The organism is Pseudomonas sp. HLMP (genome assembly GCF_046365545.1).
Taxonomy (GTDB): Bacteria; Pseudomonadota; Gammaproteobacteria; order Pseudomonadales; family Pseudomonadaceae; genus Aquipseudomonas; species Aquipseudomonas guariconensis_B.
The window spans coordinates 3,587,150-3,605,493 of sequence record NZ_JBDLLR010000001.1 but is presented as its reverse complement, the minus strand read 5'-3'; the positions used below and the strand labels follow the sequence as shown (position 1 = coordinate 3,605,493).

2 protein-coding genes are annotated in these 18,344 nt (G+C 66.4%); both read left to right on the top strand.

Annotated features, from left to right (window positions below; all coding sequences use genetic code 11):
* Nucleotides 1–4 precede the first annotated feature (4 nt).
* Nucleotides 5–6,472: an amino acid adenylation domain-containing protein gene (locus tag ABFA30_RS16620; protein ID WP_410045691.1), complete on the top strand. Its 6,468-nt coding sequence runs from the start codon at nt 5–7 to the stop codon at nt 6,470–6,472.
* On the top strand, nt 6,472–18,309 hold the full coding sequence (locus ABFA30_RS16615) for a non-ribosomal peptide synthetase (RefSeq protein WP_225789920.1): 11,838 nt from the start codon (nt 6,472–6,474) through the stop codon (nt 18,307–18,309). The genes ABFA30_RS16620 and ABFA30_RS16615 overlap by 1 nt, the downstream gene beginning before the upstream one ends.
* Nucleotides 18,310–18,344 lie beyond the last annotated feature (35 nt).

Here is an 18,344-nt window from a genome sequence, read left to right as displayed (position 1 = left end):
GCGCGTGCAAAAGTTGATCGAGTCGGTGGAAGGGCTGTCCTTGGCCGAGAGGAAAGCCCTCGCCGTGATGCTTGGGAAGAAAGGGATCAATCTGTTCGGCATAGCGCCGATGTTCAAGCGTGATGCCTCCCAGCCGCTGCTTTTGTCTTATGCGCAGGAACGTCTGTGGTTTCTCTGGCAGCTGGATCCTGCCGGTAGCGCCTACAACATGTCGTCGGTACTGAGCCTGCAAGGCTCGCTGGACAGCGATGCCCTGCAGGCGGCTTTCGATGAGCTGGTCGCCCGGCACGAGTCGCTGCGCACCCGCTTCGCCGAAGTCGACGGCCAGGTGGTGCAGCAGCTCGATGGCCAGGGCTGTATCCAGGTCGAGCACCAGTCAGTGGCCGACCCGGCAAGCCTGGCCGAGCTGATCGAAGCCCATGGGCAACAGCCGTTCGACTTGCGTGAAGGGCCGCTGCTGCGGGTCAAGTTGCTGCGCCTGGATGACCAGCAACACGTGTTGTCGTTGGTGCAGCACCATATCGTTTCCGATGGCTGGTCGATGCGCATCATGATCGACGAGCTGATCAAGTTGTACAGCGCCCGTGTCGCGGGTAGCACGGCAGCGCTGGCGGCATTGCCGGTGCAGTACGCCGATTACGCCCTGTGGCAGCGCAGTTGGATGGACGCCGGCGAGCGCGAGCGCCAGCAGGCGTACTGGAAGCAGCAACTCGGTGGCCACCAGCCGGTGCTTGAGCTGCCCATCGACTTCCCTCGGCCCCAGGTCATGAGCTATCGCGGCGACCGGGTGGACTTCCAGCTTTCACAAGCGTTGACCCATGGCCTCAAGGACCTGGCCCGGCGCGAGGGCGTGACGCTCTATACCTTGCTGCTGGCCGCGTTCCAGGCATTGCTGTACCGCTACAGCGGCCAGGAAGATGTGCGCGTCGGTGTACCTGTGGCGGGGCGCAATCGCCCCGAGGTCGAAGGCCTGATCGGTTTCTTCGTCAACACCCTGGTGCTGCGCGCTGTGGTCGATGGCAGCCAGCCCTTCACCGCATTGCTTGCCCAAGTGCGTGAGGCGACCTTGCAGGCCCGGGAATATCAGGATCTGCCATTCGAGCAATTGGTCGAGCTGCTGCAGCCACAACGCAGCATGAGCCACAGCCCGTTGTTCCAGGTCATGCATAACCACCGTGGCCAGGAAGTCGGTGAAGCCTCGGTTACCCGCCTGCCGAGTCTTGAGGTGAGCAACCATGAAGCCCGCCAGCACACCGCGCAGTTCGACCTGACCCTGGAAACCGTCGAAACCCCCGACGGTATCGGTGCTTCCCTGGTGTTCGCCACCGACCTGTTCAGCCCCGCCACGGTCCAGCGCCTCGGCCGCCACTGGCAGAACCTGCTGCAGAGCCTGCTGGCCAACCCCGCCGAGCGGGTCGATGCCTTGGCGCTGTTCGACGCCGCCGACTGGCAACAGTTGGTTCATGGCAACAACGCCACGGCCATGGCCGTGCCGGCATTGTCGGTGCACCAGCAGTTCGCCGACCTGGCGGCACGCACCCCGAATGCCCCGGCGCTGGCTTTTGCCGAGCAGGTACTGAGCTACGCCGAACTGAACCTGCGCGCCAACCAGTTGGCCCATCGGCTGATTGCCCTGGGCGTTGGTCCGGAAGTGATGGTAGGCCTGGCCGTCGAGCGCGGGGTTGATCTGGTGGTCGGTCTGTTGGCCATCCTCAAGGCAGGCGGCGCCTACATTCCGCTGGATCCGGCCTACCCACAGGCGCGCCTGGACTACATGATCCAAGCCAGCGGCATGGGCCTGCTGCTGACCCACGAAGCCCTGGCGCCACGATTCGAAGGCCGCGGCGCGCAGTTGTTGTGCCTGGACCGTCTGCCCGAGGCAGCGGTGGCGCAGGGTGACCCGCAGTTGAACCTGCCCGCCGATTCGGCGGCGTATGTGATCTACACCTCCGGCTCCACCGGCAACCCAAAAGGCGTGGTGATCAGCCATCATGCCCTGGCCAACTTCGTCGCCAGCATGGCGCAGCAGCCTGGCCTGGACGCTGCCGACCGCATGCTGTCGCTGACCACCTTCTCGTTCGACATCTTCGGCCTGGAGCTGTACGTGCCGTTGACCTGTGGCGCCCAGGTGGTGCTGGCTGGCAAGGACATCGCCCAGGACCCGGCCGCGGCGTTGGCGTTGGCCCGGCGCTGGTCGGTCACGGTCTTGCAGGCCACACCGTCGACCTGGCGTATGTTGCTCGACCACGGCGACACCCAGGCACTTGCAGGCTGCAAGTGCCTGTGCGGTGGCGAGGCCCTGGCGCCAGAGCTGGCCGCGCGCATGCTGGAGGCCATCGGCCCGGTCTGGAACCTCTATGGCCCGACCGAAACCACCATCTGGTCGGCGCGCTACCGGCTGGACGCTGAGCGAACGCGGCCGCTGCTTGGCCGGCCGATCGGCAACACCGAGCTGTATGTGGTCGGTGCCGACTTCAGCCCGGTGCCAGAGGGTGTGGCGGGTGAACTGATGATCGGCGGCCAGGGCCTGGCTCGCGGTTACCTCAACCGCGCTTCGCTCACCGCCGAGCGCTTCCTGCCCAACCCATTCTCCGACCAGGGTGAGCGGTTGTACCGCACCGGTGACGTGGCGCGGCTGAACGCTGGCGGTGAATACGAATATATTGGCCGCGCCGACCACCAGGTGAAGATTCGCGGTTTCCGCATCGAGCTGGGCGAGATAGAGTCGGCCCTGCTGGGTTGCGAGGCCGTACGCGAGGTGGCCGTGGTCGCCCAGCCGGGGATCGGCGGCGACCAGTTGGTGGGTTATGTCGTAGCGCACGACTCGGCGTTGGCCCAGGCCGACAGCGCTGCCCAGCATGCCGTTCGCGAGCAGCTCAAGGGCCGGCTCAAGGCGCAGTTGCCAGAGTACATGGTGCCGGCGCAGGTGATGTTCGTGGCGGCGATGCCGCTGACCCCTAACGGCAAACTGGACCGCAAGGCCTTGCCCAAGCCGCACGCCAGCCAATGGCAACAGGCCTATGTGGCGCCACGTACCGTGCTGGAGCAGCAACTGGCCGCCATCTGGCAGACCCTGCTGAAGCTCGAGCGGGTCGGCCTGCACGACAACTTCTTCGACCTGGGCGGGCATTCGCTGCTGGTCACCCAGCTGGTGTCGCGCATTCGTGACGAGTTGGGCCGCGAGGCCAGCCTGCGTCAGGTTTTCGAAAACAGCACCCTGCAAGCCCAGGCGGCGATGCTTGAAGCCCTGCAATCGGGTGGCGGGCCACGTATCGCTCGAGCGCCGCGTGAAGGTGCATTGCCGTTGTCGTACGCCCAGGAGCGTTTGTGGTTCCTCTGGCAGATGCAGCCCTTCAGCGCCGCCTACAACCTGCCACGTGCCCTGCGCCTGCGTGGCGTGCTGGACATCGAGGCCCTGCGTGCCAGTTTCGACAGCCTGGCCGCCCGCCACGAGCCGCTGCGCACCACTTTCGCCCATGACGCCGACGGTGTTCGTCAGGTGGTGCATGCCACGTTGCCGGTGCAGATTCAGGTACACGCCCAGGCCGATGAAGGTACGCTCATCACCCACTTCATCGATGAGCAGGTGCGCCAGCCGTTCGACCTGGTCAATGGCCCGCTGCTGCGTGTAGCCTTGTTGCCGCTGGGGGAGCAGGACCATCTGTTGGTGCTGACCCAGCATCACATCGTCTCCGATGGCTGGTCGATGCAGGTGATGGTCGATGAGCTGGTGCGCAGCTACGCCGCCCAGGTCGAAGGCCGTGATCCAGGCTTTGCCGCCTTGCCGATCCAGTACGTCGACTACGCCCTGTGGCAGCGCCAGCGCATGGAAGGCGGCGAGCGCGAGCGGCAGTTGCAGTACTGGCGTGCGCAGTTGGGCGAGCAGCAACCCGTGCTGCAACTGCCAGGCGACCGTGCGCGCCCGGCCCAGCCTAGCCATCGTGGCGGGCAGCTTGAGCTGCAACTGGACGCGCCGTTGTGCGAAGGCTTGCGCCAGCTCGCCCAGCGCCAGCAGGCGACCTTGTTCATGGTCTTGCTCGCCGGGTTCCAGGCGCTGCTGCACCGCTACAGCGGCCAGGACGATATTCGCGTCGGTGTGCCGGTGGCCAACCGTAACCGCCAGGAAACCGAAGGCCTGCTCGGTGTGTTCATCAACACCTTGGTCATGCGCGCCAGTGTCGATGGTCGCCTGTCGTTGGGGCAGTTGATCGAGCAGGTGCGCCAGACCACCCTGCAGGCTCAGGACCATCAGGACCTGCCATTCGAGCAACTGGTCGAAGCCTTGCAGCCTGAGCGCAGCCTGAGCCACACCCCGTTATTCCAGGTGCTGTTCAACCACCGTGCCCAGGGCACCCAGGCACAAGGCCCGGTGGTGGCAGGGCTGAACATCGAGACGTTGGCCGCCGACGTTCAGGAGGCCAAGTTCGACCTCAACCTGGAAACCGTCGAAGCCCCCGAGGGCGTGATCGCCACCCTGGTGTATGCCGTCGACCAGTTCGACCCGGATACCGCCGAGCGCCTGCTGGCTGACTGGCGCTGCCTGCTGCAGGCGATGGTGGACGACGCCACCCAACCGGTCGGGGCAGTGCAGTTGGGCAGCGAGGCGTCGCGCCAGGCGCTGGCTGCGCTGTGCCAGGGTGACGTACGGGGCGATAGCCAGGCGCTACAGGCCTTGCAATTGTTCGAAGAGCAGGCAAGGGTCAACCCATCCCGGGTCGCGCTGGTGTGTGGCGAGCAGCGCCTGAGCTACGGCGAGCTGAACCAGCGCGCCGTGGACCTGGCCGTGCACCTGCAAGCCAACGGTGTTGGCCCGGAACGTGTGGTGGCGATTGCCGCCGAGCGTTCGGCGCAGTTCGTGATCGGCCTGCTGGCGGTGTTCAAGGTCGGTGCGGCGTTCCTGCCGCTGGACGTACGGGCACAACCTGCGCGTACCCGGCAGATGCTCGAGGACAGCCAGGCAAGCCTGCTTCTGGGCCCGGCTTCCTGGTTGGTCGAACACACCACCTTGCCTGCGCTGCGCGGCCTTGCTTTCGAAGAACTTGCCCAGTTGCCGCAAGGCGGTTCGCTGGATGCCGTACAGCGCGAGGCCGAGTTGGCCGCCTACGTGATCTTCACCTCTGGTTCCACAGGCCGGCCGAAAGGCGTGCTGGTCAGCCAAGGGGCGCTGGCCGACTACCTGGCTTCGGCGCTGGCGGTGCTGCCATTGGAAGGGGTAGAGCGCATGGCGCTGGCCTCCACTTTGGCCGCCGACCTGGGTTACACGACCCTGTTCGCGGCCCTGTGCAGCGGCCGCAGCCTGCACCTGCTCGACGAGCAGTTGGCCATGGACGCCCAGGGCATGGCGCAGTACATGAGCCGCGAGGCGATCGACTTCATCAAGCTGGTGCCTTCACACCTGCAATCGTTGCTCAAGGTGGCCGAGCCGGCCCAGGTACTGCCGCGTCGTTGCTTGGTGCTGGGCGGCGAAGCCTGCAGTGTCGAGCTGCTCGCCGAGGTCCGGCGACTGGCGCCGACGTGCCGGGTAGTCAACCACTATGGCCCGAGCGAAACCACCATCGGCGTGTTGGCCACTGAACTGCCGACAGCCGCGCAATTGCAAGGTGTGCCCTTGGGGCGTCCGTTGCTCAATGTGCGCCTGCAACTGCTGGACGCCAATCTGCAAGCGGTGGCCGAAGGGGTTCATGGCGAACTGTATGTGGGGGGGCCGAGCCTGGCCCGAGGCTACCTGGGCCGCCCAGGGCTCACCGCCGAGCGCTTTGTCCCGGACCCGCAGGCCAGCCATGGCGAGCGGCTGTACCGCACGGGCGACCGGGTACGTATCCACCACGGCGCGATCGAAACCCTTGGCCGTATCGATGACCAGGTGAAAATCCGTGGTTACCGGGTCGAGCCCGGTGAAGTCGGTGCCTGCCTGCGCGGCATGGCGCAGTTGGCCGATGCCGCCGTGGTCGCCCGTGACACCGAGCAGGGCAAGCAGCTGGTGGCCTATGTGGTGGCGCTGGACGACGCGGGTGGGCTGCGTGAGCAGGTACAGGCCTACCTGCGCCAGCACCTGCCCGAACACATGATTCCGGCCCACGTGGTGAGCCTTGCGGCCCTGCCGCTGACCGCCAACGGCAAGCTCGACCGCCAGGCCTTGCCTGCCCCAAACCTGGATGCCGCCCGGGTGGCGTACCAGGCACCGCAGACCCCACTGCAGGAACAGGTCGCGCAGATCTGGCAGGACGTGCTCAAGGTCGAGCGGGTAGGGCTGGGCGACAACTTCTTCGAACTGGGCGGTCATTCGCTGCTGGTCATGGGCGTGCTGTCACGCCTGCAACTGGAAATGGGCATCGGCGCCGCACCGCAACTGATGTTCCAGTTCCCTGTACTCAATGAGTTCGTCGATCACCTGGAACCGCCCGCCGGCGTGCTGGATGCGGACCGTTTGAATCGACTGGAAAGTTTGCTGGATGAGGTGGATGAAGCATGATGGACAATAAAGCAGCTGCACTGAAGATCGCCGAGCGCTTCATCCTGCTACCGCTGGAAAAGCGTCGGATCTACTTGCAGAAAATGGCTCAGGAAGGCATTTCCCCGGCCAACCTGCCCATCCCCCGCACCCGCGCCCAGTTCGAGCATGTGCCGCTGTCGTTCGCCCAGCAACGCCAGTGGTTCATCTGGCAGATGGAGCCGCACAGCAATGCCTATGCCATTGCGCGTGCGTTGCGCCTGCATGGCGCCCTCGACCTGGCGGCGCTTGAAGGTGCCTTCGCCCACCTGATCGCCCGCCACGAGCCACTGCGCAGTACCTTCCATGAGCATGATGGCCAGGCGGTGCAAGTGATTGCCGAGCCGAGCGCGCCGAACATCGTCGTCGAGCCGCTGGTTTGTTCGGCCGACCCAGAGCAGCGCGACCAACAGATTCGCGCCGCGGTAGAGGAGGAGACCCAGCGCCCGTTCGACCTGGGCAGTGGCCCGTTGCTGCGGATCAAGCTGCTGCGCCTGGCCGCTAACGATCATGTGCTGGTGCTGACTCAGCACCACATCGTCTCCGATGGCTGGTCGATGCAGATCATGGTCGACGAGCTGATCCACGTGTACGCCGCGCTCAGCACCGGTGGCAGCGTCGACTTGCCGGCGTTGCCGATCCAGTATGCCGACTATGCCATCTGGCAACGCCGCTGGATGGAGGCAGGCGAGCAGGAGCGCCAGTTGACCTACTGGCGCGAACAGCTTGGCGCGACCCAGCCGGTGCTGGAACTGCCCACCGACTACCCGCGCCCGGCGGTGCAGAGCATGCAGGGCGCTCGCCTGCAGGTACCGTTCAGCCGTGCGCTCAGCGACCAGCTCTCGGCCTTGGCGCAGCAGCAGGGCGCCAGCCTGTTCATGGTGCTGCTGGCTTCGTTCCATACCCTGTTGTACCGCTACAGCGGCCAGCAGGACATCCGCATCGGCGTGCCACTGGCCAACCGTAACCGGGTGGAGACCGAGCGCCTGATCGGCTTCTTCGTCAACACCCAGATCATCAAGGCCGAGCTGCATGGCGAGCTGAGCTTCCTCGATTTGCTCGCACAGGTACGCGCCACCACCTTGCAAGCCCAGCAGTACCAGGAGCTGCCGTTCGAGCAACTGGTCGAAGCGCTGCAACCGGAGCGCAGCCTCAGCTACAACCCGCTGTTCCAGGTGATGTACAACCACCAGAGCGCGGGCAAGGGCGCTGGCCAGTCGCTGGGCCAGTTGCCAGGCCTGAGTGTGGGGGGCCTGGATTGGGAGATCCGCAGCGCCCACCTGGACCTGACCCTGGACACCGTCGAAGGCCCAGAAGGGCTGTCGGCCAAGCTGGTCTACGCCACCGACCTGTTCAGCCCGGCCACCGCCCAGCGTCTGGTCGACCACTGGCTCAACCTGCTGCAAGGCATCACCGCCAACCCTGCGCAAACCCTGGGCGCCTTGCCGCTGCTCAGTGACGCCGAACAACGCACCTTGCTGCTCGATGGCCAACCGCAAAGCGATGCCCAGGCGCCGCTGGTGCACCAACGCATTGCCGAGCAGGCGCGGCTCACCCCGGATGCGCCGGCAGTGGTGTTTAGCGGTCGCACGTTGACCTTCGCCCAGCTCGATCAGCAGGCCAACCGCCTGGCCCACGCCCTCGTCGCCCGTGGTGTCGGCCCGGAAACCCGGGTGGCGGTGGCCTTGCCGCGCAGCGAAAACATGATCGTGGCCCTGCTCGCGGTGTTCAAGGCAGGTGGCGCCTACGTGCCGCTGGATAGCCAGTACCCCCGCGACCGCCTGGCCTACCTGATGGGCGACGCTGGCATTGGCCTGTTGCTTACCGACACCAGCCTGCAAGCGCAACTGCCGGTGCCTGAGCAGGTCGCCGTGCTGCTGTTTGACAGCCTCGACCTGAGCACCTTGCCGACCCAGGCGCCCGAGGTGGACGTCGACCCGCGCAACCTGGCCTATGTGATCTACACCTCCGGCTCCACCGGCCTGCCCAAGGGCGTGGCGGTCAGCCACGGCCCTCTGGCCATGCACTGCCGCGCCATCGGTGAGCGCTACGAGATGCATGCCGACGATTGCGAGCTGCTGTTCATGTCGTTCGCCTTCGACGGTGCCCAGGAGCGCTGGCTCACCGCGCTGACTCACGGCGCGCGCCTGCTGGTGCGCGACGACAGCCTGTGGACACCGGAGCAGACCTACCGGCAGATGCACGAACACGGCGTGACCGTGGCGGCGTTCCCGCCGGTGTACCTGCAACAGCTGGCCGAGCATGCCGAGCGCGAGGGCAACCCGCCGGCGGTGCGCGTCTACTGCTTTGGCGGCGACGCGGTGCCCCAGGCCAGTTTCGAACTGGTCAAGCGGGTGCTGCGCCCGCAGTACATCATCAACGGCTACGGCCCCACCGAAACCGTGGTCACGCCGCTGATCTGGAAGGCTGCGGCCAGCGACGTCTGCGCGTCGGCCTACGCACCGATCGGCACGCGCATCGGTCACCGTCGCACCTGCACTCTCAACCTTGAACTGAACCTGCTGCCGCCGGGTGCCAAGGGCGAGCTGTACCTGGGCGGCGAAGGGTTGGCCCGTGGTTATCTGGACCGGCCTTCGCTGACCGCCGAACGCTTCGTACCCGACCCGTTCGATGGCCAGGGCGGGCGTTTGTATCGCACCGGAGACCTGGTCAGCCAACGCCAGGACGGTGTGTTCGACTACCTCGGCCGGATCGACAACCAGGTCAAGATCCGTGGTTTCCGTATCGAGCTCGGTGAAGTCGAAGCCCGCCTGCAAGGGCTGGCCGAGGTTGCCGACGCGGTGGTCGCGGCCCAGGACGGCAACACCGGCAAACAACTGATCGGCTACGTGATCGCCCAGCCCGGTACGGCCCGCGAAGGCCTGGCCGAGCGCCTGCGCGGCCAGCTCAAGGCGCTGCTGCCCGACTACATGGTGCCGGCGCACATCCTGTTCCTCGAGCGTTTTCCGGTCACCCCCAACGGCAAGCTCGACCGCAAGGCCCTGCCCAAGCCGGACACCAGCCTGCTGCAGCAAACCTACGTGGCGCCGCGCACCGAGCTGGAGCAGCGCATCGCCGAGATCTGGCAGACGGTGCTCAAGCTCGAGCGCGTCGGCCTGAGCGACAACTTCTTCGAGCTGGGCGGCGACTCGATCATCTCCATCCAGGTGGTGAGCCGGGCGCGGCAGATCGGCATTCGTTTCACCCCCAAGGACCTGTTCCTGCACCAGACCGTGGAAGGCCTGGCGACGGTGGCCCAGGTCGATGACGGCATCGCCCAGGACGACCAGGGGCCGGTGAGCGGCCCGATTACGCTGCTGCCGGTGCAGCAGGCGTTCTTCGCCGAGCCGATGGCCGAGCGTCATCACTGGAACCAGGCCGTGCTGCTGCAACCGCAGCAGGCGCTGGACGCCGCAGCGCTGGGCCAGGCCCTGGATGCGCTGCTTGAACACCATGACGCCCTGCGCCTGCGCTTCGTCGAGCAGGACGGTGTGTGGAGCGCCAGCCATGGCGAGCCGGGCCCGCGCCCGCAACTGCTGTGGCAGGTGAGCCCGGATTCGCTGGAGGCACTGGACGCCGTGGCCAATCAGGCCCAGGCCAGCCTTGACCTGGCCAGCAGCGAGCTGGTGCGTGCAGTGCTGGCGACGTTGCCCGATGGCAGTCAGCGGCTGTTGTTGGTCGTGCATCACCTGGTGGTCGATGGTGTGTCCTGGCGCATCCTGTTCGAAGACCTGCAAAGCGCCTACCAGCAGATCGTCCAAGGCCAGGCGGTGCGCCTGCCGGCCAAGACCAGTGCCTACCAGGCCTGGGCCGCCCAGCTTCAGGCGCATGCTCGCAGCCCACGTTTGCTGCAGGAGCTCGAAGGCTGGCAACAACGCCTGCAGGGCGCCCCTGAAGGCCTGCCGTGTCGCAACCCGGCGGCCAGCCAGGAAAGGCGCCACGCCGTGAGCGTGCACACCGTGCTCGACAAGGACCTTACCAGCCAACTGCTGCAACGTGCCCCGGCGGCTTACCGGACCCAGGTCAACGACCTGCTGCTGACCGCCCTGGTCCAGGTGCTATGTGACTGGAGCGGGCACGGGTCGGCGCTGGTCCAGCTCGAAGGCCATGGCCGCGAGGCGCTGGACGACGCGATCGACCTGACCCGCACTGTCGGTTGGTTCACCAGCGTGTTCCCGGTGCACCTGGCCCCGGCGGCCGACATCGGCAGCTCGATCAAGCGCATCAAGGAACAATTGCGCGCAGCGCCCGATAAAGGCCTGGGCTTTGGCGTGCTGCGCTACCTGGCCGATGCGGACGTACGTCAGGCCATCGAGGTGCTGCCGGTGCCGCGGGTGACGTTCAACTACCTCGGCCAGTTCGACGGCAGCTTCGATGCCGAGCAGGGTGCGCTGTTCACCCCGGCGCCAGAGTCGGCGGGCGAGGAGCAAAGCCCGTCGGCGCCGCTGGGCAACTGGCTGACCGTCAACGGTCGCATCTATGACGGCGAGCTGAGCCTGAACTGGACCTTCAGCGGCGAGCGCTTCGAGCAGGCGGCCATGCAGGCCTTGGCCGATGCCTATGGCGTTGCCCTGCGGCGTGTGGTCGAGCACTGCTGCCAGGCCGACAGCCAGGGCGTGACCCCGTCGGACTTCCCGTTGGCCCGCCTGACCCAGGCGCAACTGGACAGCCTCGGCCTTGCGGCCGGCCAGATCGAAGACATCTACCCGCTATCGCCGATGCAGCAAGGCATGCTGTTCCACAGCCTGTACGAGCAGGGCGATGGGCATTACATCAACCAGCTGTGCCTGGAAGTACGTGGGCTCGACCCGCAGCGCTTCGTGCAGGCCTGGCAGGCCATGCTCGAGCGCCACGACATCCTGCGTACCGGCTTTGTCTGGGGCGGGCTGTTCGAGCAACCCATGCAGGTGGTGCACAAGCACCTGCAACTGCCGTTCGCCGAACACGACTGGCGCCATGAGGCCGACCAGCCGGCGCGCCTGACTGCATTGCTGGCCAGCGAGCGCGAGCGCGGCTTCGACGTCGCCCAGGCGCCATTGCTGCGCCTGGTGCTGGTACGCACCGGCGAAGACAGCTACCAGGTGGTCTACACCAACCACCACGTGCTGATGGACGGCTGGAGCAACTCGCAGCTACTGGGCGAGGTGTTGCAACACTACGCCGGCCAGCCTGTCCAGCGACAACCGGGGCGTTTCCGCGATTACATCGGCTGGCTGCAGCAGCGTGACGCGGTGCGCGGCAAGGCGTTCTGGGATGGGCAACTGCGCCACCTGGGCGAACCGACCCGGCTGGTGCCGGCCATGGCCAGCGGCAAGCTGCTGGGCCTGAGCGGCCACGGCCACTGCGCCCGCCTGCTGGACCAGGCCACCACCCAGCATCTGGCCGACTTCGCCCGCCAGCAGCGGGTCACCCTCAACACCCTGGTGCAGGCTGCCTGGTTGTTGCTGTTGCAGCGCTACACCGGCCTCGACACCGTGGTCTTCGGTGCCACCGTGGCGGGTCGCCCGGTTGAACTGAAGGGCGTCGAGCAACAGATCGGCCTGTTCATCAACACCCTGCCGGTGATTGCCCCGATTCGTCCGGACCTGCGTTTGAGCGCCTGGCTGCAGGCCTTGCAGGACGACAACCTGGCCCTGCGCGAACACGAGCATACCGCGCTGTTCGATGTGCAGCGCTGGGCCGGCCTTGAAGGGCAGACGCTGTTCGACAACCTGTTGGTGTTCGAGAACTACCCGGTGTCGCAAGCCTTGCAGGAAGGCGCGCCGCAAAGCCTGGAATTCGGCGATGTCGATGTTCATGAACAGACCAACTACCCGCTAACCCTGGCGGTGAACATGGGCCAGACCCTGTCGTTCAACATCAGCTATGACCGCGCCTGCGTCGACGAAGCCAGCGTCGAGCGTCTGCTTGGCCAGATGGCGCGCCTGTTGTTGCAGATGAGCGATGATGCCGAGCGTGCCCTGGGCGAGTTCCAGGTGCTGGAAGCCGATGAGCATGACCGCGTCATCCGCCAGTGGAACGCCACCGAGGTGCGTTACCCCGACGAATTCGCCGTGCACCGTCTGTTCGAGCACCAGGCCCAGGTACAGCCGGAAGCGATTGCCCTGGTCAGCGGTGCGCACAGCCTGAGCTACAAGGCACTCAACCAGTGTGCCAACCGCCTGGCTCACGACCTGGCTGCACGTGGCGTAGGGCCGGACGTGCTGGTCGGTGTAGCTGCCGAGCGCAGCCTGGAAATGGTCGTCGCCCTGTTGGCCATTCTCAAGGCCGGCGGCGCCTACGTGCCGCTCGACCCCGAGTACCCGCAGGACCGCCTGGCCTACATGATCGAGGACAGCGGCATCGAACTGCTGCTGACCCAGGCGCGCTTGCGGGCCGTGTTGCCGGTGGGCGAGGCCGTGCACATCCTGACGCTGGACGGCTACGCCGATGCGCTCGAAGGCAAGCTGCTGGGCAATCCACACGTCGAGCTGAGCCCGGAAAACCTCGCCTATGTCATCTACACCTCCGGCTCCACCGGCAAGCCCAAAGGTGCCGGCAACCCGCATCGGGGCCTGAGCAACCGCCTGTACTGGATGCAACAGGCCTACCCGCTGGGTGCCCACGACTGCGTGCTGCAGAAAACCCCGTTCAGCTTCGACGTGTCGGTGTGGGAGTTCTTCTGGCCGCTGATGACCGGCGCACGCCTGGTCATGGCGGCACCTGGCGACCACCGCGAGCCAGCTCGCCTGGTGGCGGTGATCGAGGCGCAGCAGGTCACCACCTTGCACTTCGTGCCGTCCATGCTCCAGGCCTTCATGCAGCACCCGGAGTTGTCCGGCTGCACGAGCCTGCGGCAGATCATGTGCAGTGGCGAAGCGTTGCAGGTGGATACCCAGCAGCGGGTGTTCGAGCGTCTGCCGCAGGTAGGGCTGTACAACCTCTATGGCCCGACCGAGGCGGCCATCGACGTCACTCATTGGACGTGCCGTGACGAAGGCGCCGATACCGTGCCGATCGGCCAGCCCATCGCCAACCTGGCCACCTATGTGCTCGACGGCGAACTGGCACCGGTGCCGGTCGGTGTCACCGGCGAGCTGTACCTGGCCGGTACCGGCCTTGCCCGTGGTTACCACCGTCGCCCGGCGCTGACCGCCGAGCGCTTCGTAGCCAGCCCGTTCGTGCCCGGAGCACGCCTGTATCGCACCGGCGACCTGTGCCGTCAGCGCGCCGATGGGGTGATCGAGTACCTGGGCCGCACCGACCACCAGGTGAAGATCCGCGGTTTGCGCATCGAGCTGGGGGAGATCGAATCGCGTCTGCTGGAGCAACCGCAGGTTCGCGAGGCCGTGGTGCTTGCCGTGGAGTTCAATGGCAGCAAGCGCCTGGTCACCTACCTGGTGCCCACCGACGCCAGTCTGCTGGACGATGCGCAAGGCCAGCAGGCCCTGCATGAGACCCTGAGCCAGGCGCTGCTGCGCGACCTGCCGGACTACATGGTGCCGACCCAGACCCTGGTGCTGGCGCGCATGCCGCTCAGCCCCAACGGCAAGCTCGACCGCAAGGCCCTGCCGCGCCCTGATACCGGTTCAGGCACTGCTGCCCTGGTGGCGCCGCGCAATGACCTGGAAGCCAGCCTGGTGCAGATCTGGCAGGACGTGCTTGGCTTGGAGCAGGTGGGTGTCACCGACAACTTCTTCGCCCTGGGCGGTGACTCGATCATCTCCATCCAACTGGTCAGCCGCGCCCGTCAGATGGGCATCGTCTTCAGCGCCAAGGACCTGTTCCAGCAGCAGACCATCGAGAAGCTGGCGCTGTGCTGTGGCAACAGCGATCAAGCGCCGGCCACAGCCGTGCCGGTGGTGCCGCTGCATGGCCTGAGCGAAGCGCAAGTGGCGGCCCTGCCGATCGAGCATGCGCGGGTCGAGGCGCTCTACAGCCTGTCGCCGATGCAGAAGGGCATGCTGTTCCTTGGACTCAACACTCCAGAGGCCGACCTGTACGTCAACCAGCTGAGCATTCCGGTGCAGGGTCTGGATGGTGAGCGCTTCGCTGCCGCCTGGGCCGCCGTCAGCCAGCGCCATGCGGTGCTGCGTACCGGCTTCCTGTGGCAGGACTTGGAAGAGCCGCTGCAGTTCGTCATGGGCGAGCTGCCGGTGCCGCTGAGCACTTACGACTGGCGCGGCGGGCAGGAGATCGAGACGCGGGTGCAGGCATTGGCCGAGGCCGAGCGCAAGCGCGGTTTCGCCCTCGAGGCGCCGCCCTTGCAACGACTGGTGCTGGTACGCACCGGCGAAGACAGCCATCAACTGATCTGGACCTACCACCACATCCTCGTCGACGGCTGGAGCACGTCGCAACTGATGGGCGAGGTGCTGGCCCACTACGCCGGGCAGACGCTGGAACCGGTGGTCGCCTATGGCAACTACATCGCCTGGCTGCGCACCCAGGACGTGAACGCCGCCGAAGGCTTCTGGCGCCGCCAGCTGGCGCGCCTGGACGAGCCGACCTACCTGGTCAATGGCTTCCCGGTGCAACCGGCCGGGCAGGGCCACCATGCCCTGTACACCCGCCTGGACGCCCAGGCCACCGAACAGCTCAAGGCTTTCGCCAAGGCTGAACAAGTCACCCTCAACACCCTGGTGCAAGGTGCCTGGCTGTTGCTGCTCAGCCGTTACAGTGGCCAGCGCACCGTGGCCTTCGGTGCGACCATGGCCGGCCGCCCGGCAAACTTGGTGCACAGCGAGCGTATTATGGGCCTGTTCATCAACACCTTGCCGGTGATCCAGGAGATTGCCCCAGGCCAGTCGGTCGGCCAATGGCTGCGCGCGCTGCAGGACTACAACCTGGAAATGCGCGAGCACGAATACACCCCGCTCAGCGACATCCAGCGCTGGTCGGGCCGCAGTGGCCAGTCGTTGTTCGACAGCATCATCGTTTTCGAAAACCAGCCAGTGGACCGCACCCTGCGCGAGTGGAGCGGTGAATCGCTGCGCTTCGGCGACCTGGAAAGCGCCGGTGTGACCAACTTCCCGATGGACCTGATGGTCACCCTCGAAGAAGGCCTGGTGATCGAATACATGTATATGCGTGAGCACTTCAGCGAGGCGGCAGTAGCGTCTATTCGCGCCAACATGCAGGGCTTGCTGACGCTGCTGGCCAGCGACGCCGACCGCCTGCTCGGTGAGATCGGCCTGCCCGAGGGCTTGGCCCAGCTCGACGGGCCCCGCTTGCCCGCGCCTCTGGACGAGCCGGCCTTGGTGCCGGTGCACCAGCGCATCGCCCAGCTTGCCCTCAGCCAGGGCGAACGGCCGGCCGTGCGGGTGGGCGAGCAGGTGCTCGACTTCGCTGAGCTCGACACCCGTGCCAATGCCCTGGCCCATGCGCTGATCGCCCGTGGCGTTGGTCCGGAGATTCGCGTGGGCGTGGCGATGCCGCGCAATGCCGGGCAGGTGATTGCCCTGCTGGCGGTGCTCAAGGCCGGCGCGGGCTATGTGCCGCTGGACAGCAACTACCCCCGTGAACGCCTGGAGTACCTGATCCAGGATTCCGGCATCGCCTTGCTGCTGACCGAGTCGTCGCTGCTGCCGTGCCTGCCGGTGCCGGCCACCCTGCAGGTGCTGAGCCTCGACACCCTGGCGCTGGACGACCAGCCACGCACCGCGCCGCAGGTCGAACTGCATGCCCACAGCCTGGCCTACGTGATCTACACCTCTGGCTCCACTGGCCGACCCAAGGGCGTGGCGGTCAGCCATGGCCCGCTGGCCATGCATTGCCAGGCGATCGGCGAGCTTTACGAGATGAGCCCGCAAGATTGTGAACTGCACTTCATGTCGTTCGCCTTCGACGGTGCCCACGAACGTTGGCTGACCACCCTGACCCATGGCGGCAGCCTGTTGTTGCGCGACGACAACCTGTGGACGCCGGAGCAGACCTACCATGCCATGCAGCGCCACGGCGTGACCGTGGCCGCATTCCCGCCGGTCTACCTGCAACAGTTGGCCGAACACGCCGAACAGGCCGGTAACCCGCCTGCGGTGCGGGTCTATTGCTTCGGTGGCGATGCCGTGCCGCAGGCCAGTTACGATCAGGCGCGCCGGGCATTGCAGCCGCGCTACATCATCAACGGCTATGGCCCGACCGAAACGGTGGTGACCCCGCTGCTATGGAAGGCGGCCGAAGGCGAGGCATGCGGTGCGGCCTACGCGCCCATCGGGCGCTGTGTCGGGGCGCGGGTCGGCTATGTCCTCGACCAGGACCTCAACCCATTGCCGGTGGGCGCTGCCGGAGAGCTTTACCTGGGCGGCGAAGGCCTGGCCCGTGGCTATCTGGACCGTGCCGGACAAAGCGCCGAGCGCTTCGTCGCCGACCCGTTCGGTGGTCCGGGTGACCGCCTGTATCGCACCGGCGACCTGGTGCGCAAGCGTGCCGATGGTATCTACGACTACCTGGGCCGTATCGACAACCAGGTGAAGATCCGCGGTTTCCGTATCGAGCTGGGCGAGATCGAGGCCAGCCTGCGCCAGGCTTCGAGCGTGGCCGATGCCGTGGTAGTGGCCCGCGAGGGTGGCAGCGGCAAGCAGCTGGTCGCCTATGTGGTGACGGCCAGCGGCCAGACAACGGGCCTGTGCGAGGCGCTTCGTGCGCAACTGCAGCAACGTCTGCCGGACTACATGGTGCCTGCCCAATGGGTGGTGCTCGACAGCTTGCCATTGACCCCCAATGGCAAGGTCGACCGCAAGGCGCTGCCAGCGCCGGAGGCCGTGCGTCAGGGTGACGACTTCGTCGCGCCGCGGACCGAACTGCAGTGTGCCCTGGCCGAGATCTGGCAGGCGGTGCTGAAGGTCGAGCGGGTGGGCCTGACGGACAACTTCTACGACCTGGGCGGCGATTCGATCCTCAGCCTGCAGGTGATCGCCAAGGCGCGTCGTCTGAAAGCGCTGGGGCTGAACCTGAAGCTGCGCGACCTGGTGCAGAAGCCGACCATCGGCCAACTGACGGGGGAGCAGGACAGTGCCTCGGTGTCGCCGCTGCTGACGCTCAACAGTGTGGTCGAACAGGTGCCGGCGTTGTTCTGCGTGCACGCAGGGTTCGGCACCGTGTTCGACTACGAGCCGCTGGCCCGACGCCTGAACGGCAAGCGCACGCTGATCGCCATCAGCAACCGCATGCTGCTCGACGCGCAGTGGCAGGACGACTCGCTGGAGAGCATGGCGCGGGACTACGTGACCTACCTGCGCCAGGCCCAGCCCCAGGGGCCGTATCACCTGGCCGGCTGGTCGCTGGGCGGAGCCCTGGCGCTGCTGATGTCGGCCGAGCTGGAGGCTCAAGGCCAGCAGGTTGCCTTCGTCGGCCTGCTCGACAGTTTCGTGCCGTCCGCCAGCCACAGCGTGCAGGACGACTGGCTGGAGGACTTGCAGTCCTTCGCCCGGGTGATGCTGCCAGGCGCCACGGTACCGGTGGCAGACGTGCCGGAAAGCCCCGACGCCATTCGCCGTTTGCTGACGCAGATGGTCGCCGAGCGCGATGCTGACGAGACTGCCCGTTCGACCTATGCGGCGCTGGGCAGCGACGAGCTGGCCAACGTGTTCGTGGTGGCCCGCAAGCTCAAGCAGTTGTCGGTGCAGTTGCCGCGCTGCCGCGAAGTGGCTGTCGAACCCATCAGCTGGTGGGCGCCGAATCGCGATGCCGAGCGCCAGGCCCTGGCGGAGCAGATCGGCCAGTCATTGGCCGGCGACGTGTTGCCGTGCGGGCACTTCGAAATCCCGCGCGAGGCTTCCCTGCTCGCGGCGCTCGAAGATGCCCTGGATACCCTGACCCTGCCCGTTACCCTCTGCTGACCCTTTCTTTTTCTCTCAACCGCCGGTCGTGCCTT